Origin of the sequence: Hippea sp. KM1 (assembly GCF_000526195.1) — a bacterium.
GTDB lineage: Bacteria > Campylobacterota_A > Desulfurellia > Desulfurellales > Hippeaceae > Hippea.
Map to the genome: position 1 here is coordinate 1,051,289 of NZ_JAFP01000001.1, position 18,123 is coordinate 1,069,411.

At 44.4% G+C, this 18,123-nt stretch carries 23 protein-coding genes; 7 read left to right on the forward strand and 16 right to left on the reverse strand.

Translation table 11 applies throughout. The annotated features are described in order from the left end of the window. The first annotated feature begins 6 nt into the window (after positions 1 to 6). The 7 genes from ftsZ to D891_RS0105390 are packed head-to-tail and all read left to right on the forward strand — an operon-like array spanning position 7 to position 5,064. Positions 7 to 1,140 (forward strand): cell division protein FtsZ, encoded by a 1,134-nt coding sequence (gene ftsZ, locus D891_RS0105360; protein ID WP_025270104.1) that lies wholly within the window; start codon positions 7 to 9, stop codon positions 1,138 to 1,140. Then, on the forward strand, positions 1,137 to 1,721 hold the full coding sequence (gene plsY, locus D891_RS0105365; protein WP_035556478.1) for a glycerol-3-phosphate 1-O-acyltransferase PlsY: 585 nt from the start codon (positions 1,137 to 1,139) through the stop codon (positions 1,719 to 1,721). The genes ftsZ and plsY overlap by 4 nt, the downstream gene beginning before the upstream one ends. A gap of 36 nt (positions 1,722 to 1,757) precedes the next feature. Beyond that, the gene (locus D891_RS10045) at positions 1,758 to 2,039 is read left to right on the forward strand and encodes a DUF507 family protein (RefSeq protein ID WP_025270106.1); all 282 of its coding nucleotides are present in this window, start codon (positions 1,758 to 1,760) and stop codon (positions 2,037 to 2,039) included. Next, a complete protein-coding gene (locus tag D891_RS10050) occupies positions 2,036 to 2,314 on the forward strand; it encodes a DUF507 family protein (protein ID WP_025270107.1) in 279 nt (92 codons plus the stop codon). Before D891_RS10045 ends, D891_RS10050 begins: the two co-directional genes overlap by 4 nt. Continuing rightward, the gene (carA, locus tag D891_RS0105380; RefSeq protein WP_025270108.1) at positions 2,311 to 3,435 is read left to right on the forward strand and encodes a glutamine-hydrolyzing carbamoyl-phosphate synthase small subunit; all 1,125 of its coding nucleotides are present in this window, start codon (positions 2,311 to 2,313) and stop codon (positions 3,433 to 3,435) included. The genes D891_RS10050 and carA overlap by 4 nt, the downstream gene beginning before the upstream one ends. A 16-nt stretch (positions 3,436 to 3,451) precedes the next feature. After that, complete coding sequence (lpxC, locus tag D891_RS0105385) at positions 3,452 to 4,354, forward strand: UDP-3-O-acyl-N-acetylglucosamine deacetylase (protein WP_025270109.1); 903 nt, start codon at positions 3,452 to 3,454, stop codon at positions 4,352 to 4,354. A gap of 53 nt (positions 4,355 to 4,407) precedes the next feature. Further along, positions 4,408 to 5,064, forward strand: a complete 657-nt coding sequence (locus tag D891_RS0105390; protein WP_025270110.1) for a tRNA1(Val) (adenine(37)-N6)-methyltransferase — start codon at positions 4,408 to 4,410, stop codon at positions 5,062 to 5,064. A gap of 3 nt (positions 5,065 to 5,067) precedes the next feature. Here D891_RS0105390 and dxs read toward each other — a convergent pair whose 3' ends face one another. The 16 genes from dxs to D891_RS0105470 all read right to left on the reverse strand — a co-directional run bounded on the left by dxs (position 5,068) and on the right by D891_RS0105470 (position 18,121). Next, positions 5,068 to 6,930, reverse strand: a complete 1,863-nt coding sequence (gene dxs / locus D891_RS0105395; RefSeq protein ID WP_232227881.1) for a 1-deoxy-D-xylulose-5-phosphate synthase — start codon at positions 6,928 to 6,930, stop codon at positions 5,068 to 5,070. A gap of 8 nt (positions 6,931 to 6,938) precedes the next feature. After that, the gene (gene ybgF / locus D891_RS09515) at positions 6,939 to 7,730 is read right to left on the reverse strand and encodes a tol-pal system protein YbgF (RefSeq protein ID WP_025270112.1); all 792 of its coding nucleotides are present in this window, start codon (positions 7,728 to 7,730) and stop codon (positions 6,939 to 6,941) included. A gap of 11 nt (positions 7,731 to 7,741) precedes the next feature. Further along, the gene (locus D891_RS0105405; protein ID WP_025270113.1) at positions 7,742 to 8,263 is read right to left on the reverse strand and encodes a peptidoglycan-associated lipoprotein; all 522 of its coding nucleotides are present in this window, start codon (positions 8,261 to 8,263) and stop codon (positions 7,742 to 7,744) included. An 18-nt stretch (positions 8,264 to 8,281) separates the two neighbouring features. Beyond that, positions 8,282 to 8,848 carry an OmpA family protein gene (locus tag D891_RS0105410; RefSeq protein ID WP_025270114.1) on the reverse strand — a complete coding sequence of 189 codons (567 nt, stop codon included), beginning with the start codon at positions 8,846 to 8,848 and terminating at the stop codon, positions 8,282 to 8,284. 11 nt (positions 8,849 to 8,859) lie between these two features. After that, the gene (locus D891_RS0105415) at positions 8,860 to 10,128 is read right to left on the reverse strand and encodes a TolB family protein (protein WP_025270115.1); all 1,269 of its coding nucleotides are present in this window, start codon (positions 10,126 to 10,128) and stop codon (positions 8,860 to 8,862) included. After that, positions 10,125 to 10,859, reverse strand: a complete 735-nt coding sequence (locus D891_RS09860; RefSeq protein WP_025270116.1) for an energy transducer TonB — start codon at positions 10,857 to 10,859, stop codon at positions 10,125 to 10,127. Before D891_RS09860 ends, D891_RS0105415 begins: the two co-directional genes overlap by 4 nt. Further along, positions 10,856 to 11,245, reverse strand: coding sequence for an ExbD/TolR family protein (locus D891_RS0105425; protein WP_025270117.1), 390 nt, complete (start codon positions 11,243 to 11,245; stop codon positions 10,856 to 10,858). The genes D891_RS09860 and D891_RS0105425 overlap by 4 nt, the downstream gene beginning before the upstream one ends. Further along, entirely contained in the window at positions 11,242 to 11,820 is a 579-nt protein-coding gene (locus D891_RS0105430; protein ID WP_025270118.1) for a MotA/TolQ/ExbB proton channel family protein, read from the reverse strand. Before D891_RS0105430 ends, D891_RS0105425 begins: the two co-directional genes overlap by 4 nt. Then, positions 11,817 to 12,218 (reverse strand): ATP synthase F1 subunit epsilon, encoded by a 402-nt coding sequence (gene atpC, locus D891_RS0105435; protein ID WP_025270119.1) that lies wholly within the window; start codon positions 12,216 to 12,218, stop codon positions 11,817 to 11,819. Before atpC ends, D891_RS0105430 begins: the two co-directional genes overlap by 4 nt. Positions 12,219 to 12,227: 9 nt before the next feature. After that, the gene (atpD, locus tag D891_RS0105440) at positions 12,228 to 13,634 is read right to left on the reverse strand and encodes a F0F1 ATP synthase subunit beta (protein ID WP_025270120.1); all 1,407 of its coding nucleotides are present in this window, start codon (positions 13,632 to 13,634) and stop codon (positions 12,228 to 12,230) included. 20 nt (positions 13,635 to 13,654) lie between these two features. Further along, positions 13,655 to 14,530 carry an ATP synthase F1 subunit gamma gene (gene atpG / locus D891_RS0105445; RefSeq protein WP_025270121.1) on the reverse strand — a complete coding sequence of 292 codons (876 nt, stop codon included), beginning with the start codon at positions 14,528 to 14,530 and terminating at the stop codon, positions 13,655 to 13,657. A gap of 15 nt (positions 14,531 to 14,545) precedes the next feature. After that, complete coding sequence (gene atpA / locus D891_RS0105450; protein WP_025270122.1) at positions 14,546 to 16,054, reverse strand: F0F1 ATP synthase subunit alpha; 1,509 nt, start codon at positions 16,052 to 16,054, stop codon at positions 14,546 to 14,548. A 19-nt stretch (positions 16,055 to 16,073) separates the two neighbouring features. Next, positions 16,074 to 16,613, reverse strand: a complete 540-nt coding sequence (gene atpH / locus D891_RS0105455; RefSeq protein WP_025270123.1) for an ATP synthase F1 subunit delta — start codon at positions 16,611 to 16,613, stop codon at positions 16,074 to 16,076. Continuing rightward, positions 16,610 to 17,167 (reverse strand): F0F1 ATP synthase subunit B family protein, encoded by a 558-nt coding sequence (locus tag D891_RS0105460; RefSeq protein ID WP_025270124.1) that lies wholly within the window; start codon positions 17,165 to 17,167, stop codon positions 16,610 to 16,612. The genes atpH and D891_RS0105460 overlap by 4 nt, the downstream gene beginning before the upstream one ends. A gap of 9 nt (positions 17,168 to 17,176) precedes the next feature. After that, complete coding sequence (locus D891_RS0105465) at positions 17,177 to 17,593, reverse strand: ATP synthase F0 subunit B (protein WP_025270125.1); 417 nt, start codon at positions 17,591 to 17,593, stop codon at positions 17,177 to 17,179. Between the two features lie 84 nt (positions 17,594 to 17,677). Then, positions 17,678 to 18,121 carry a universal stress protein gene (locus D891_RS0105470; protein WP_025270126.1) on the reverse strand — a complete coding sequence of 148 codons (444 nt, stop codon included), beginning with the start codon at positions 18,119 to 18,121 and terminating at the stop codon, positions 17,678 to 17,680. Between the last annotated feature and the right edge of the window lie 2 nt (positions 18,122 to 18,123).

Here is an 18,123-nt window from a genome sequence, read left to right on the forward strand (position 1 = left end):
GCATAAATGGCTAAGCAGGAAAAGTTGGACTATTCTATAGGTGCGATAATAAAGGTTGTGGGCGTTGGCGGCGGCGGCAGCAATGCCGTTAATACCATGATTACCCACGGTATAAAGAATGTGGAGTTTATCAGCGCAAACACCGATATACAGGCATTGGGCGTATCGCTTGCCCAAACAAAGCTCCAATTGGGTAAAAAGCTAACAAGGGGCCTGGGTGCTGGAAGCGACCCAGAGAAGGGCAGAAGGGCGGCAGAAGAGAGTATAGAGGAGATAGAAAACGCACTGGCCGGCTCCGATATGGTCTTTATAGCAGCCGGTATGGGTGGCGGCACAGGCACGGGGGCATCACCCGTTATAGCCAAGGTTGCAAAGGATATAGGCGCTCTTACCATAGCCGTTGTAACCAAGCCATTTGACATGGAAGGCAAGATAAAGAAGGAAATAGCCCTAAAGGGCATTGAGGAGCTCAAAGGCATTGTTGATAGTATAATCGTCATACCCAACCAGAAGCTTATGGACATATACAAGAACCTGCCACTGCTTGAGGCCTTCAAAAAGGCAGACGATATACTCAGGCAGGCCGTGCAGAGCATCGTGGAGCTTATATACAAACAGCCGAATTCACAGATCATCATGAACATAGACTTTGCAGATGTTGTTTCTGTAATGAAAGAAAAGGGCGTCGCCTTGATGGGCGTTGGTGAGGCATCCTCAGAAAACGGTGAAAACAGGGTAAAAAGGGCCACAGAGATGGCCATATCCAACCCGCTACTGGAAAATACATCCATCAAGGGCGCAAAGGGTATCTTAATGAACATAACAGCCGGAAAGAACTTCGGCCTGGATGAGTTTAACGAGGCAACCTCTATAATCGAGCAGAACATGAACCCAAAAGCCCTATTCAAGCACGGATTTGTTCTGGATGAAAGCATGGGAGAAAGGGTAAGGATAACCATCATAGCAACCGGTTTCAGCGAAGCAACAGCTCAGCAGCAGAGCAGAAATATAATAAACAGGCCGGGGTATAGAAAGCTGGATTCCAAAACACTAAACGAGATTAAGAAGGAGACGGCTATCCCGATAGATGATGAGAGGGATATACCGGCATACATAAGAAGGAAAAGGGTCGAAAATTGATAGAGTATGCTATCGCTCTGCTGGGTTCATTCCTCCTGGGCAGCATACCGTTTGGATGGATCATTGCCAAGCTTAAGGGCATTGATGTAAAAAAGAAGGGCAGCGGCAACATAGGCGCAACGAATGTCTATAGGGTCGTTGGAAAAAAGGAAGGGGCCTTAACCCTTCTGCTTGACCTTCTGAAGGGCACTTTGGCTGTAACGGTCTTCTCCTTAGTCTATAAAAACAACGCATACATCCCCTATCTTAGTGCTCTTGGCGTTGTTTTAGGCCATGATTTCAGCGTATTTCTTAAATTCAAGGGAGGCAAGGGCGTGGCAACAACCTATGGCGCCACCCTGATAATATATCCCTTAGCCTCAGTTTCCGGTATGGCCATATGGATTGCCATATTACTGTTGAGCAAATACTCATCCTTGGCAGCCATAGTGTCATTTGGGATTTCAACGCTTGTTGCAATAAGCAGCAACGACTATTTGGTTAGGATTCTCTTTATAGTGTTGTATGGTCTAATGTTAATTAGACATAGGGAAAACATCGCAAGGCTATTTTCCAGACAGGAGAGTAAGATAAATATTTGAGTTTTTACAAATAATTGTGTATAAAGGTCGTGGCTTATGGCGTTAAACAAGAGAGAGATTGAGCTTTTGGCAGACAAGATAACGGTAAACCTCATCAAAGACGGCAACATAAAGCTAAACAAGGATATATCCCTCCTAAAAACCATAGCAAAGGAAGTATTAGAGGAAGACGCACAAAAGGAGAGGGAGATCGACCTAAAAACCAAAGAACTCTTAAAGGAATACTCCTCAGAGATCGAAAAAGAAGGGGCCGATACATCCAAGCTCTTCATAATGGCCAAGAAGAAGGTAGCAAAACAGGAAGGGTTCTTGCTATGAGATACAGCAGCGCAAGGATAAGGCATCTGGCAAAAAAGATAGTAAAAAGGGCAACAGAGGAGGGCATCATAGAGATTACAACAACAGAAAAACTCGTAATAAACACCATCTCAGAGACGATGGAGAAATACTTTTCCATAGAGGATGAGGTTTACAACAAGGTCGTGGAGGAGTTGCAAAAGAGAAGCAAGAAGCTGATACCCGGCAGCATGGAGTGGAAGGTGGCTTTTAACAAAGCCTATGAAGAGGAAATGAGCAGAAGGTTGTTGAAATGAAAAGGGCCGTTTTGGTTTTAGAGACGGGCGATATATTCGAGGGTGTTAGTATAGGCTCAGAAGGCACCACGATAGGTGAGGTGATCTTTAACACGGCCATGAGCGGATATCAGGAGATATTGACAGACCCCTCATACAAAGGGCAAATCGTAAACATGACCTATACGCAGATAGGCAACTATGGACTAAACGATGACGATAATGAGTCAGACAGGCCGTGGGTTGAGGGATTCATAGTAAAAGAGGCGTCGGCCATACACTCAAATTTCAGAGCCAAAGAGACGCTAAATGAATACCTAAGGAGATACTCGATAGTAGGCATCTCCCAGATAGACACAAGAAGGCTAACAAAACTCTTAAGGGTAAAGGGCTCCCTAAAAGGTGGTATAACAACGGAATCCGATGTGGATTCGCTCAAAAAAGCCATCGAGGAGTTTCAGATTGTAAACAGGGATCTGGTGCAGTTTGTAAGCACAAAGGAGCCATATATATTCAACGAGGGTTTGTTCAGGTTGGGATATGAGAAAAAAAGAACAAACAGGGTAGTTGACAACAAAAGGGTTGTGGTTTTGGATTTTGGCACAAAGAAGAACATACTAAGATATTTAGTGGAAGTGGGATTCGAGGTGGTTGTTGTAAGCGCCTATTCCTCGTTTGAGAAGGTAAAATCCCACAATCCGGATGCCATCTTTCTATCAAATGGGCCTGGCGACCCAAGGGGTATAGATGAGAAATGGATAGCTGAATATAGAAAGATGTTAGCTGAATACCCCAGCTTTGGTATATGCTTTGGGCATCAAATCATTGCACGATCGTTTGGCATCGATATATATAAGATGAAGTTTGGCCATCACGGCGGCAACCATCCGGTTAAACAGATAGAAAAGGATAGGATATTCGTAACGGCTCAAAACCACAATTATGCAGCAAATGAGAAGAGTTTACTTGAAAAAGGATTCAAAATAACATATAAAAACCTTAACGACGGCAGTGTGGAGGGTATGAAACACACAGAGCTGCCCATAATGTCGGTGCAGTTTCATCCTGAGGCTTCTCCAGGTCCGCACGATGCTGAAGGGATCTTCGAGGAATTCGCCGAGATGGTTAAAGAATTCTCTTAAAAAGAGAGGTGTTTAAGTGAGAAAACAGAGAACAATTAAGCAGGCCATAAAGGCATCGGGAATAGGTTTGCATACAGGCAAAAAGGTGGAGATAGAACTTAATCCTGCAGAGGAAAACAGCGGTATTGTATTTTATAGAGAGGATAAGGGGCAGACCATAGAGGTTAAGCAGGAGAATGTCGTTGATACGACACTTGCAACGACGCTGGGCAAAAACGGTGTATTCATAAAAACCGTTGAGCACTTACTTGCCACGCTGTTTGGTCTTCACATAGATAATGTCTTTATCAGGCTTTGGGGCGAGGAAGTGCCCATAATGGACGGCTCTGCGGCACCCTGGGTCTATCTGATAAAGACCGCAGGCATAGTGGAGCAGAAGGCATACAAGAAAGAGATAATAATCAAAAAACCCATAACCATTAAGGAGAAGGGCAAATTCGTAGCCCTTATACCATCTAAGGAGTTTGAGATTCATTACTCAATCCACTTCGATAATGCCTTTATAGGCAAGCAAAAGCTAAGCCTGACGATAAACGAGCGCACATTCATAAGGGATATAAGCAAGGCCAGGACATTCGGCTTGTTAAAGGATATAGAGTTTTTACAATCACAAAACCTTGCATTGGGTGGAAGTTTAGACAACGCCATAGTAGTTGATGAATACGGGATTGTAAACGAGGATCCATTAAGATATAAGGATGAGTTTGTCAGGCATAAGATACTCGATGCTATAGGCGATCTGTCCATATTGGGATATGACATCAAGGGCAAATACCTGGCGTTTAAATCCGGACACGACCTCAACAATAGATTGATAAGAAAGCTGATTGCAGACAAAGAGGCATACGAGGTTGTAGGCAACCCATACAGGGAAAGGGTTGTTGGGTCTTTAGTCTGGACTGCCAATGAGGGAATGTAAAAAAGTTTACATAATATAACTTATCGGAACCAATCTAAAACACCCAAATACATATGGAATTAACCCTCAATAGATTCAAGGGATTTGATATATATCAACCAAAATACGGCTACCGTTTCTCGGCAGAACCCTTTGTCCTAACCAACGGATTGGAGTTCAAAACACCTAAAAAGGTTGTCGATTTTGGCAGCGGTTGCGGCATAATAGCCATCATAACAGCCTTAAAAAACCCAGATTCGTTTATCTATGCAATTGAGAAAAACCCAGAATACATAAAGATAATAGAGAAAAACCTCAGAATAAACAACATAAGCAATGTAGTGGTCTTAGAAGATGCAAAGAGCATTCCACCCAACACCATAGATTACTTTATAAGCAATCCACCTTATTTTAAAAAAGGGAAGTTCAGACCATCTGTAAAATACCCTAACGAGAAGTTCGAAACAGGCGGGTCAAATATGTTTGTGGCCGAGGCAAGGCGGCTATTGAAAAACAAAGGCACATTGAGGTTTACATTCCACCCATCAGCCCTTGTTGAGCTGGTATATACACTAAACTCCAACAATTTCGGCCTAAAGGCAATCCAGCCCGTTTATGGAAAACTCAGCAAAGATTCACCCTTTATATTAATAGAGGCCAAGCTCGCATCAAAAGACTATATAGAGTTCAAACCGCCTATCGTTTTAAAGGAATTAGAGCCGTCGATTTAAATTTTAAGAGAGTATATCCAATACCCCTTTTGAGATCTCCTCTACAGACAGGCCGTATTTATCTCTCAGGATCTCCTGGCTGCCGTGTTCTATAAATAGATCCGGCAGAGCAAAGGACTTAAACCTAACACCCATGCCATTTTCCATAAAGAAGGAAGCAACAGCCTCACCAAAACCACCAAGCTTCACATTCTCCTCGATCGTTATAACAGCCCTATACTCAGAGAGGCTCTGAAGAAGGTCATAATCCATAGGCTTAACAAACAAGGCGTTAATCAGGGTTGAACCAACACCGCTTTTTTCTAACTCAGCACCGACCTTAAGGGCCGTCTCATTGCAATTACCCACAGCCAAAATCGCAACATCCCTGGAGGATGACTCCTTTAGCGTCTGCCACTTACCCAACTCTATCCTGTCTATCCTATATTCATCGCCTACAACAGCGCACACGCCCCTGGGGTATCTGATAGCGATAGGCCCTTTATCATAATCGACAGCAAACTCCAAAGCCCTCTCCAATTCATAGGCATCCTTTGGCGCCATTATGGTCATGTTGGGCACTGCCCTCAAATAGGATATGTCGAACACACCCTGATGCGTCTCACCGTCATCACCAACAATGCCGGCCCTATCAATGGCAAAAACCACGGGCAGATTCTGCAGGGCTATATCGTGGATTATCTGATCATAGGCCCTCTGCAAGAATGTTGAATATATGGCAACAATCGGCTTTATGCCCTTTATCGTCAGACCGCCAGCCATGGTAACGGCGTGTTGCTCTGCTATGCCCACATCGAAGACCCTATCTGGAAACTCATCCTTGGCCTTCTGAAGACCCGTGCCCAAAAGCATAGCAGCCGTTATGGCAACGACATCCTTTCTCTTTCTCATTATATCAACAACCTTATCCCCAAAGACCGACGAGCAGCTTTTCTTAGCTGTTTTGGACTTTATCGGCTCTCCTGTTTCTATATTAAACCTACCGATACCATGAAATAGCGACGGATCCTTCTCTGCAGGGGCATATCCCTTACCCTTTGTGGTTAACACATGGATAAGAATGGGGCCTTTGAGTTTTTTTACATTGCGGAATATCTTTATCAGATCCTCAAGATTGTGGCCGTTCAAGGGCCCAAAGTATTTAAAACCCAGCTCCTCAAACAACAAACCGGGCGAGAAAAACTTAAACGACTCCTCGATCTTCCTTGCCAGCCTCAATGTAGGCTCGCTGGGCAATGGCAGTGTGTTTATGATCTTCTCAATCTCATCCCTCAACTTGTTGTAGATGGGGCCGCTCATCTTTTTCGACAAATAGGCAGACAGAGACCCCAACGAGGGAGAGATAGACATGTTGTTATCGTTGACAATCACAATCAAATCCGTATCTATATAACCGGCATTATCCAGCCCCTCATAGGCTATACCGCAGGATAGCGAACCATCACCTATAATGGCAACGACATCCTCATCTTGAGACAGCAGATCCCTTGCCAATGCAATACCCAAAGCGGCCGAGATGGATGTGCCGGCATGCCCTACATTGAAGACATCGTAAGAGCTCTCCTCCCTTTTTGGGAAACCGCTTAAACCCCTATACTGCCTTAAGGTGGGAAACCTATCCTTCCTGCCTGTGATTATCTTATGGGCATAGGTCTGATGCCCAACATCCCAGACAAGCTTATCCTCTGGCGTCTCAAATACATAATGGAGAGCCAGCGTCAACTCAACAGCACCCAAAGAGGAGGCCAGATGCCCCCCCGTTTGTGATACCGTCTTTATTATATATTCCCTTATCTCCTCAGCTAAAACCTTAAGTTCATTAATCGAAAACTTCCTAATATCAGATGGATAATTAACCTTTTCCAACAACAAGATTATTTCCCACCCTTCTTCAGGATTTTCTTAGCCTCTTTAGCCTCGGGCGTATTGGGGAACTGCTTTATAACCTTCTGAAGCAGGTAGTTGCCGTCAACCTTATCGCCCATCCTTATGAAGGCTATACCCTCTTTAAGCGTTGCAGCAGCCACCTTATCGCTCTTTGGGTATGTATTTACAAGATAGTCGTAATTGATTATAGCCCTATCGTACTGACCCTTATTAAAATAGCACTCTGCCAGATAGAACACAGCATCATCAATCCATTTGGATTGCTTGTATTTGTTCTTGAATGCCTTAAAGGCATCAATAGCCGCATCGTATTTCTTCTTCTTAAACAGATCCAACGCCCCTTTAAAGGCCACCTCGTCCTCTTTAAGTTGAACCTTTGGCTTGCCCTGCTCTGCCTGGCTTTGGGTTGAAACATCCTTTTGAACTGGCGGTTTGGGTTGTTCAGCCTCAGGCACACTGGGCTTTGCAGGCTCAGTCGGGGGCTTGGGGAGAGCTATCTGTTGTTGGCTGGATTGTTTAAGCATCAGTTGGTTTATCTGGTTCTGCAGCGTCTGCAATTGATGAACAACCGTATCCAACTGCCCCTTTATCTCACCGTATTTAACCAACAGGTTTTCCATCTTAAGATAGAGTTGTGCCTGCTGCTGCTGCAACAACTTTATAGCCTGCTCGTTCTTTATGACCCTAACCTCCAAAGAATAGGGGTTCTCGTTCTGCCCCAAGGCAGAACCACCCCACAAAAGGCATACGGTAAGTATCGCCAACAATACCCTTTTCATTCCCTCATCCCTTACTTAGAAAGGATAACAAAGTGATCCCTTCTGTTTTTAGCCCAGGCATACTCGTTGTGTGCAGGGTCAAGAGGCCTGCTCTCACCGTAAGAGATGATATCTATCCTGTCTGGGCTTACACCCTTTGAAATCAGGTATTTCTTTGCAGCCAATGCCCTCTTCTGACCCAATGCCAGGTTGTACTCAACAGTGCCCCTCTCATCGCAGTTGCCCTCTATCCTGATCCTTACGCTGGGGTGCTTGAGCATGTACTGGGCAATACCGTCCAATACAGCAGGAACATTCTGTTTAATGCCCCACTTGTTGATATAGGTCAGATCATACTTGTCAAAGTTGAAATGGATATCTGTGAAAATGGATTTTACATCCACCTGTTTGGCCTCTTTTGTGGATGTAGCCGGTTTCTCCACAACGACCTTCTTGGGTGCATTCTGCACGCCCTTATTCATACACATACAACCACTCATCAAGAATGCCACACCTATCAAAGAAGCGCCTGCAAGTTTTGCCTTTCCCTTCATTTTCTTCACCTCCAACATTTATTTTTCTAATATAACAAAGTGATCCCTTCTGTTTTTAGCCCAGGCATACTCGTTGTGTGCAGGGTCAAGAGGCCTGCTCTCACCGTAAGAGATGATATCTATCCTGTCTGGGCTTACACCCTTTGAAATCAGGTATTTCTTTGCAGCCAATGCCCTCTTCTGACCCAATGCCAGGTTGTACTCAACAGTGCCCCTCTCATCGCAGTTGCCCTCTATCCTGATCCTTACGCTGGGGTGCTTGAGCATAAAATCGGCGATCCTATCCAGGATAACGGTTGGGTCTTCATCTATACCAAACTGATTTATCGGCTCAATCTCAAAGCTATTGAACTTAAAGTGAATATCGGAGGCGATCCTTTCAAAGCTCTTTTTGGCCTGCTCAAAGGAACCAAACTCACCCTCTATGGTGTTTAATGATGGGTATTTCAGTGTTGTCGATTTAACCTCTGGGTTTTTTACCTGATTGGCAGAACCCCCCTGCCCTTTTACATACTTAGGCGATGAGGAACAGCCATAGATAAACAGACCCACCATCACAATCAAAACGGTTAAAACTCGCCTCATTTTACACCTCTTTACTGCAATTTAGAGCTCACGCTCAGCCCATTATATATTAACTTACTCTCTATTGCAACAGCGTAATTACCGTTTATGGTATTAACTATAAATATGGCATTCTTATTACCTATCCTGCCTGTTAAGGCCACATACCTGGAATCGTAAGCCCAGCTGGGCGAATCTAAGCTATTACCCTTCATAATAACCCTGTCATTACTGCCGTCTATGTTCATAACCTTAAGATAGGTCGTTCCATTGTCTATAGATATGTATGCAATCTTTTTACCATCCGGTGATACAGAAGGGCTTGAGTTATACTTACCACTAAAGGTCAATCTTTGAGGCTGCGTCTGTGGGTTTAGACCCTTTATGTATATCTGCGGATTGCCGTCCCTATTTGAGACAAAAACCATCTTGGAGAAATCTGGAGTAAAGGAGGGTGAAACATTTATACTGGGGTCGTTTGTCAGTTTCTTTAAAACCCTTCCTCTACCGTTTACCACATATATGTTAACACTGCCATATCTATTAAAAGGAATAGCAAAATAACCCATATACCTGACAGCTGATATGCTGAGATTGGAGTTGCTAAAAAGCTTGGTCAGCCTGCCGCTAAAGACATTGAATAAAAACAGAGCCGGTTTGCCGTATCTGTAAGAAAGGAATGTTAGGGCATCCTCAGAGACCCATTTTGGCAATATGTTAAAGCTATGCCAGTTGGTTATCCTAACCAGATTCTTGCCATTGAAATCGCACACATATATATCGCTTATCCTCCCATTCCCCATAGCAAAAGCAATCTTACTCTCAAACGGGCCATACTCCCCCGTTATATACCCTATAAGCTCATCCACCACCCTGTTGGCAAGCCAGCCCAAAGAATAGCTATTTGTGGTGTATGTCTTATCCAGAACAACAGACCCCCTCATCACATCGGTGATTCTTATATTGACATATATGCTCCTTCCTTCTGCATGCGCATCACCGTATATAACATAGTTGAGATTATCCATCTTGGCTATACCGTTTACAACATTAAAAGGCGCATCATAGGAAAAATGTTGGCTTTCATCCCAGCTAAACAACCCGGAGATCCTCAAATCCCTCTTCAGTGCTGTTAAAAACCTACCAGAGATATCAGGCTCTGTGTTCTTCACAAAACCCCACAGGCCTATACCTATGGGCTTGTGCTTCGGATTGGAGATCTCTATCTTGAACAGATCCGCTCTGGCTGTAAAACTCAACAAAAAGCCCATTATCACAACAATACCTATAATCCTTCTCATTGCTTCTCCTTACTGTTAAATGTTATTTCAAACACCACAACGCCATCTGTTAGTATATCCTTTGGCGGCTTTGCAAAGGGTTCTGCCGACTTGATAGCATCAATCACCGTCGAATCAAAGTAAGCATTACCCGAACTCTTTATCATCTTTAGGTTAATCAAATTTCCCATGTAATCAAGTTTTATTTTTACCACAGCCTCAAAAACCCTATCGCCTATAATGGCCTTTGAAACCCCCCAATGGTTATAAATGGAGCTTGTGATTATATCCCTATACCCCTGCGAGAGGGCCTTTTTGTATTCCATCTGGGCCTGCTGCTGAGTCAGTATGCGCTTCTTGAGATTTTCAATCTTCATCCTCAAAAGCCTCTCCCTCAACTGCTCCACCCTGGCCTGTTGCCTCAATATCCTAACCTTCTTTTCAATATCAATTGCCGGTTGTTTCTTTTCTGGTTTAGGTTTTGGTTTGGGCTTGGGCCTGGGTTTAGGTTTAGGCTTAGGCTTAGATTTAGGTTTAGGTTTTGGCTTTGGCTTGGGCTTTGGCTTTTGAGGCTTGGTTTTTGGCGCATTGGCCTTATTCGATCTATGTGTCTCCTTTTTTATCTTGACAATATCAACCGTATAAATCCTTGTCTTTTTTACAACCACAGGATGGTTTTTTATAAACAGAACGAAGATAAGGATGAAAATCAGGTGAATGACAACGGAAAAAAGAAAACTAAAAAACTTCATTGTCGAGGTTGAGTGGCAAGCCCTATCCTTGATATACCAACAGTCTTGATGAGATCTATCAAGTGAACCACAAGACCATAACTGACATCTCTATCGGCCTTAATGATAACGCTTCTATCCTTGTGAGCCTTCAAAAAATCGGCCAGGGCATCCATGGTAATAGGGAGCTTATCCAAAAAATAACGCCCCTGCTTATCAATAGAGATAATTATATTCTTCTTCTCTATCTTTGTTGCGCCGGATTTGGTCTTGGGTAAGTTTACTTTTATGCCTTTAACAAGCATGGGTGTTGTCACCATGAATATAACAAGCAATACCAACATAACATCCACTAAGGGTGTAATATTGATATCGCTAAATGTGCCTCTATTGAGCCTCTTTCTCATCTTTTAGACAAAGCCTCTAAAAAGCCATCCAGCTCGTTGAGTATAGCGGTTAGCCTGTTATGGAGGATGTTGTATCCTATAACGGCAGGAACAGCCACAAATATACCCGCGGCCGTCGTAATCAAGGCCTCAGATATGCCAGGTGCAACCGTGGCTATGGTTACGCTCTGAACATTGCCTATGTTGTTAAAGGCGTTGATTATACCCCATACGGTTCCAAACAGGCCCACAAACGGTGCTGTTGAACCGACAGAGGCCAACCACGAAAAACCACCCTCAAGCTGCCTGGATAGAACCTCAAAGAAGGTGAAGGCGGACGAGGAAGACTCCTTATAGAGCAGGTATAGCTTCCCCGCCACCGAATCGGAAGCCTTGGCAAAGGCCTCCAAAGAGGCCTTATCCCTGGTCTCTATAAATTTAGACAGAAAGACCCTATTTTTTTTGTCTATACCCTTCAGTTGCAGCCATTTGTAAAACATAAAAGCCCACGAAAACAAAGACATCACCGCAAGGACAACAATTACCGCTATGGCAATCCCGCCCACATGGGAAAACCCAAAGTAAACGCTATTCATTTAGATACCAACTCCACCATTTTTTCGTATGTTTTAACCTTTCTCTTTATTAGCTCATAATTGGCACTATCCGGCTTCATCGAGGCAAGCTCGCTTTTGTATTTCTGCAGCTTTTCTTTAGCCTCAGCCTCATCTATCTCCTCTTTCGATAAAACCTCATCGGCTATCACAACTATATTATCCTCGGTTATCTCAAAATACCCGCCTACGATGAGAAACCTCTTCTTGTTGTTGTCATTGATATGGACATCCACCAAACCCACATCCAACACCGTAATAAAACTCTCATGACCCGGCAATACGCCGAACTCACCCTCTTTACCCGGTGCGGATATGTATTCAATCTCCCCCTCATATACACTCTTAGACGGCGTAACGATACTGCAGTTCAACGGCACTTCATCCTCCTATACAAGTGTTTTAGCCTTTTCTAACGCCTCCTCAATAGTGCCAACCATATAGAACGCCTGCTCCGGTATGTCGTCGTGCTTACCATCTATTATCTCTCTAAAGCCCTTTATGGTCTCCTGAATCGGCACATATTTACCACTCATTCCAGTAAACTGCTCTGCAACGAAGAACGGCTGGGACAAGAATCTCTGTATCTTCCTTGCCCTGCTGACTATAACCTTATCCTCCTCAGAAAGCTCCTCCATACCCAATATGGCGATTATGTCTTGAAGCTCTTTGTATCTCTGTAGAATCTCCTGAACCTGCCTTGCCGTTTCGTAATGCTCCTTGCCAACAACAGCAGGATCCAAGATCCTCGATGTTGAATCAAGCGGGTCAACAGCAGGATAGATTCCAAGCTCTGCAAGCTTCCTTGAAAGAACCGTTGTGGCATCTAAGTGAGAGAATGTTGTTGCAGGTGCAGGGTCTGTCAGGTCGTCTGCAGGCACATAAATGGCCTGAACAGATGTAATAGAACCCTTCTTTGTTGAGGTAATCCTCTCCTGCAGCTCGCCCATATCCGTTCCCAATGTTGGCTGATAACCAACAGCAGATGGAATCCTTCCCAGCAGTGCGGAAACCTCAGAACCGGCCTGGGTGAAGCGGAATATGTTATCGATAAAGATCAACACATCCAAGTGTTTCTCATCCCTGAAGTATTCAGCAACGGTAAGGCCTGTTAAACCGACCCTTGCCCTTGCTCCGGGCGGCTCATTCATCTGACCATATATCAAGGCAGCCTTATCCAAAACGCCAGATTCCTTCATCTCGTTCCACAGGTCGTTTCCTTCCCTTGTCCTCTCACCAACACCGCAGAAGACGGAGTATCCACCGTGGTGCATAGCAACATTGTGTATAAGCTCCATAATGAGAACCGTTTTACCGACACCAGCACCGCCAAACAGACCCGTCTTACCACCCTTGGCATACGGACACAGAAGATCAATAACCTTAATGCCCGTTTCAAACATCTCAGAGCTTGTGGACTGCTCATCCAAAGGCGGCGCATCCCTGTGTATAGGCCATCTGACAGAAGACTCTATCGGCCCCATCTCATCCACAGGCTCACCAACAACATTCATTATCCTTCCAAGCACAGGCTCACCGACAGGTGTTGTTATGTAATCGCCTGTATTTTCAACCTCAGTGCCCCTAACGAGTCCGTCGGTTGAGTCCATAGCTATGGTTCTAACCCTCTTTTCGCCCAAATGCTGCTGAACCTCTAAGATCAAATCGGCCGTGGCCCCTTCAATGTCTTCCTTCTTTATCTTTAAAGCCGTATATATAGGTGGCAACTCACTACTCTCAAACTCAACATCCACCACAGGTCCAATTACCTGAACTATCCTACCCTTTTCTGCCATAGTCTTCTCTCCTTCTCCTTTTATTGTTTCATAGCTTCAATACTTGTTGTTATCTCAATAAGCTCTTTTGTAATCGATGCCTGCCTTGCCTTGTTGAATTCAAGTGTCAGATTCTTAATCATCTCACCGGCGTTGTTCGTTGCAGCATCCATAGCAGTCATCCTTGCAGCATACTCACCCGCCAAAGACTCAAGCATACTGCCGTATAGCTCCATCTTCACATATTTAGGCAGAAGCTCGTTTAATACGGTCTCCTTATCCGGCTCAAAGGAGAATTTCTCAACCATCTGTTCGCTTGTCGGCACCTTATCGCCTATGTAAACAGGCAACACCCTCTTTACCGTAACCTTTTGAACCAATACATTGACAAACCTGTTGTAAACAATATAAACCTCGTCGCTCTTCTCATCGGTAAAATCGGCAATGACCTTCTCCATTATATCGCTTGCAACGGAAAAATCGGCTTTATCCTTTAAGATGTCGCTGTATGCCTCTTTGGGCTGTATCCCCCTGAACTTAAAGTATGTATGGGCAAATCTGCCTACCAATATCAGGTTAACATTCTTTGAGGCAAACTTGGTTTTTATAAGTTTTTCGGTCTCCTTAAGAACATTGTGGTTAAAGGCGCCGCACAACCCCCTATCGGATGTAAGGACGATCAGATCGACGCTTTTGACATCCCTGAAGCGCAACAGCTTGTTATCCAGGTGCGATGAAGAGCTGACCAATGATCCAATCATCTGCTCAAGCCTATTCCTGTATGGCCTAAACATCAACGCCGCCTCTTGCGTTTTTCTCAACTTTGCGGCGGCGACCATCTTCATGGCCTTTGTTATCTGTTGCGTCTTCTGAATGCTGGTTATCTTTCTTTTTATATCTCGCATGCTAACAGCCATAGTTCTGCTCCCCTCTTAGGGTTTAAAAACCTTCTTGAATTCCTCTAAAGCCTTATCCATTTTGGCCTTCAAATCATCATCTATCTTCTTCTTCTCCTTTATGTCGCTCAATACATCTGGATGCTTGGCCTCAACGAATTTATACAACTCGGCCTCAAACTTCTGGACATCCTCAACTGCAACATCATCCAGATAACCGTTGTTTCCGGCATAGATTATCAAGATCTGCTTCTCAACGGGCAACGGCTCATAGGGTGGCTGTTTTAGGATCTCTGTCAGCCTTGCTCCTCTGTTTAGCTGCTGCTGCGTAACCTTATCCAAATCCGAACCGAACTGGGCAAACGCAGCCAACTCCCTATACTGAGCCAAAGCAAGTCTCAACATTCCTGCAACCTGCTTCATTGCCTTGATCTGGGCTGCACCACCGACCCTCGAAACCGAGATACCGGCGTTAACTGCAGGCCTGATTCCGCCGTAGAACAGGTCGCTTTCTAAGTATATCTGACCATCCGTAATGGAGATAACATTGGTCGGTATGTAGGCAGAGACATCTCCAGCCTGTGTTTCAATAATAGGCAAAGCGGTTAAAGAACCACCGCCCAGTTCATCTGAGAGTTTTGCTGCACGCTCAAGCAGTCTTGAGTGGAGATAGAAAACATCTCCTGGGTATGCCTCCCTGCCGGGTGGCCTCCTCAGAAGGAGTGAAACCTGCCTGTAAGCCTGGGCGTGCTTTGTCAAATCGTCGTATATTATAAGTGCATGCATTCCGTTATCCCTGAAATATTCACCCATAGCAACGCCAGCATAAGGGGCTATGTACTGAAGCGGTGCAGGATCCGATGCCGTTGCAGCAACAATCGTTGTGTATTCCATAGCTCCCATCTCTTCGAGCTTCTTCCAGATCCTTGCAACCGTTGACCTTTTCTGACCTATAGCAACATAGATGCAGTAAACATCGGTATCCTTCTGGTTGATTATCGTATCTAAGGCAATCTGCGTCTTACCAATCTGCCTATCGCCGATGATAAGCTCCCTCTGGCCCCTTCCGATCGGGATCATGGCGTCTATTGCCTTAATACCCGTCTGGAGAGGCTCCTTAACCGATTGCCTCTGAACGATTCCAGGGGCTTTAACCTCTATCCTTCTGTGATGCTCACTCTCTATAGGGCCCTTTCCGTCTATAGGCTCACCCAAGGCGTTGACAACCCTTCCAACAAGGGCCTTACCCACAGGAACCTGGGAGATCCTCTTTGTCCTTTTAACCTTATCGCCCTCTTTTATATCCTTATCATCACCCAGAACAACAACACCGACATTGTCTTCCTCAAGGTTCAATGCCATACCTATGACACCGTTTTCGAATTGAACAAGCTCGTTAGCCATGACATTGGAAAGACCGTAAACCCTTGCAATACCATCACCCACACTCAGAACGGTGCCGGTTTCGCTTATATCGATAAACTCTTTGGCGTTCTCTATCTCTTTTTTGATGACTTCACTGACTTCACTTGCCTTGATCTGCATCTACCCCTTCCTCCTTTATCTAAACTGAAAGTCTTAATAATCTCTGTTCTAAATTGGAAAGATAGGTCTTCATACTGCCATCATAGACCACATCCTTAACCTGAACAATAACCCCGGCAATCAAATCCCTATCGATGAAGAACTCAAATTCCACATCCTTGTTGAGCTTCTTGCTCAGTTGTTCCTTTAATGCCTCCTTCTGCTGCTGGTTAAGCTCAACAGCGCTCTTAACTATAGCCTTAACCCTACCCTTCCTCTCATCGACAAGCTCTTCGAATATCTCCACTATCTGCCTAAATAGGGCGAATCTTCCCTTCTTAACAACATACTTCAAAAATTCCCTCAAGGTATCATCATCCAACAGCTGATCTATAACCCTCTCCTTGTTTTCAAAAGGAACAACATAGGTGGCCAGATATTGAAGGGTTTGAGGATTTTCACCAAAGAAGGCATCAAGCTCCTTCAATGCCCTCAAAACCTCATCCTCATCAAGCCCTTTGTCAATACAGATACCCAACAGGGCCCTTGCGTATCTAATGGAAACCTTTCTATCAATCATTGCTGCAAACTCCTTATAAATTTGTCGTTGATCTTGGCATGCTCCTCAGGGGTTAGGTTTGAGAACCTCTCCCTTAAGTTCTTGATTGTTTCCTCACTCAAGTTCTTTAAAAGCTCCATCTTGGCCTTTGAGAGGATGGAGGTCTTCTCCTCCTCTATGGAGGCCCTTATTCTTTTGATAGCCAGCTCAAGCTCAGCTAAAATCCTCTGCTTCTCGTTCTCCGCCATGGACTCAAATGTCTCTATGATCCTCTTAATCTCATCCTCTAAGGCCTTGAGCTTCTCCTCTGTCTCCTTTAAGATTCTCTCTGCGTCCTCCTTTGCCCTCTTCGCCTGCTCAAACTCGCCTACTATGGACTCTTTTCTGTTTCTGAAGAATTCAGCTATAGGCTTTCTTAAGAAGTAATAGAGAATAGCGGCAAATAGAACAAAGTCTATAACCCTCCACAACATATGTGGCTCCATAGCCGCACCCTCTTCGGAGGCAAAACCCAAAGCAGGCAGAACCAAAACCAAAACAAAACCAAATGCCCATCTTAATAATCCGTTAACCATTCCAACCCCCTACCCTACAAGTTGTTTGTAAATCTTATTGGACAACTCTATACTATAATCCTTTGAGGATGCAAGCTCGATCTCGATCTCCTTTTTAACCTCTTCCTCGAACTTACCTATCTCCTCAAAGGCCTTCCTGCTCTCTGAGCTTAAGGTCTCCTCCTTCTCCTTTAAGGCCTCGTTTACGATTTTGCTGTATGAGGCCTTGGCCTGTTTTTCCGCCTCATCGAGTCTTGAGGAGTATTCCTGCTCGTTCTTTTCGGCCTGCTGTCTTAAACTCTCAGCCGTTTTGGTAAACTCATCAATAACAGAAAGCCTCTCCCTGATCTTCTCCAATAGTGGCTTATAGAGAATGGCATTAAGCAAAACCAGAACAACCCCAAAAGCCACCATCTGCATAAAGAGCGTAGAATCGATATTTATCATTTCCAAACCTCCAACCAACCCAGTGTGTAAAAAATTTTCGGCTTAAAATACCATAAGCAAGATTTGATGTCAACTAATAGATGGCTATTCTATAAGGATACACTTAACCCTCTGTTGTATTTCATTAAAAAATGGTTCAATATCACCACCTGTTAAAGATCTCTCTATAGGCCCTCTCTCCTCTTTTGGTATTATTAAAACCTCAATATCATGCTCCTTTAGAAACCTCATCAGCTCTTCTGCTGTCTTCCCCTCCAGCTCGATTCGTTCAACCTCAACCTCGGGGTACTCCTTTTTGATCTCATGTTCAAGCTTTCTCATTATGGCATCGCCTATATTCTCCATGCTCTTTCTTAAATCATCCTTAACAAAACCCAAACCCTCGCCTGAATAGAAATCGGTATCGTTAATAAACAACAAATGTACTTTGTCTTTGTTGTTCTTGCGGGCTATCCTGGCTGCACTCCTTGCAGCCTCAACGCCTTTTTCCGACCCTTTTGCCACAACAACAAGCCCGTATTTAGCCATCT

Coding starts and splice junctions, on each gene's coding strand:
- D891_RS10050 (WP_025270107.1), top strand. CDS start 2,036: ATGAGATACAGCAGCGCAAGGATAAGGCATCTGGCAAAAAAGATAGTA.
- D891_RS0105425 (WP_025270117.1), bottom strand. CDS start 11,245: ATGAGAAAGAGGCTCAATAGAGGCACATTTAGCGATATCAATATTACA.
- atpA (WP_025270122.1), bottom strand. CDS start 16,054: ATGCAGATCAAGGCAAGTGAAGTCAGTGAAGTCATCAAAAAAGAGATA.
- atpD (WP_025270120.1), bottom strand. CDS start 13,634: ATGGCAGAAAAGGGTAGGATAGTTCAGGTAATTGGACCTGTGGTGGAT.
- D891_RS0105410 (WP_025270114.1), bottom strand. CDS start 8,848: ATGAGGCGAGTTTTAACCGTTTTGATTGTGATGGTGGGTCTGTTTATC.
- D891_RS0105415 (WP_025270115.1), bottom strand. CDS start 10,128: ATGAGAAGGATTATAGGTATTGTTGTGATAATGGGCTTTTTGTTGAGT.
- D891_RS0105430 (WP_025270118.1), bottom strand. CDS start 11,820: ATGAATAGCGTTTACTTTGGGTTTTCCCATGTGGGCGGGATTGCCATA.
- D891_RS0105405 (WP_025270113.1), bottom strand. CDS start 8,263: ATGAAGGGAAAGGCAAAACTTGCAGGCGCTTCTTTGATAGGTGTGGCA.
- D891_RS0105465 (WP_025270125.1), bottom strand. CDS start 17,593: ATGATAAATATCGATTCTACGCTCTTTATGCAGATGGTGGCTTTTGGG.
- D891_RS0105470 (WP_025270126.1), bottom strand. CDS start 18,121: ATGGCTAAATACGGGCTTGTTGTTGTGGCAAAAGGGTCGGAAAAAGGC.
- D891_RS0105390 (WP_025270110.1), top strand. CDS start 4,408: ATGGAATTAACCCTCAATAGATTCAAGGGATTTGATATATATCAACCA.
- atpH (WP_025270123.1), bottom strand. CDS start 16,613: ATGATTGATAGAAAGGTTTCCATTAGATACGCAAGGGCCCTGTTGGGT.
- atpG (WP_025270121.1), bottom strand. CDS start 14,530: ATGGCTGTTAGCATGCGAGATATAAAAAGAAAGATAACCAGCATTCAG.
- ftsZ (WP_025270104.1), top strand. CDS start 7: ATGGCTAAGCAGGAAAAGTTGGACTATTCTATAGGTGCGATAATAAAG.
- ybgF (WP_025270112.1), bottom strand. CDS start 7,730: ATGAAAAGGGTATTGTTGGCGATACTTACCGTATGCCTTTTGTGGGGT.
- D891_RS0105460 (WP_025270124.1), bottom strand. CDS start 17,167: ATGGTTAACGGATTATTAAGATGGGCATTTGGTTTTGTTTTGGTTTTG.
- carA (WP_025270108.1), top strand. CDS start 2,311: ATGAAAAGGGCCGTTTTGGTTTTAGAGACGGGCGATATATTCGAGGGT.
- D891_RS10045 (WP_025270106.1), top strand. CDS start 1,758: ATGGCGTTAAACAAGAGAGAGATTGAGCTTTTGGCAGACAAGATAACG.
- D891_RS09860 (WP_025270116.1), bottom strand. CDS start 10,859: ATGAAGTTTTTTAGTTTTCTTTTTTCCGTTGTCATTCACCTGATTTTC.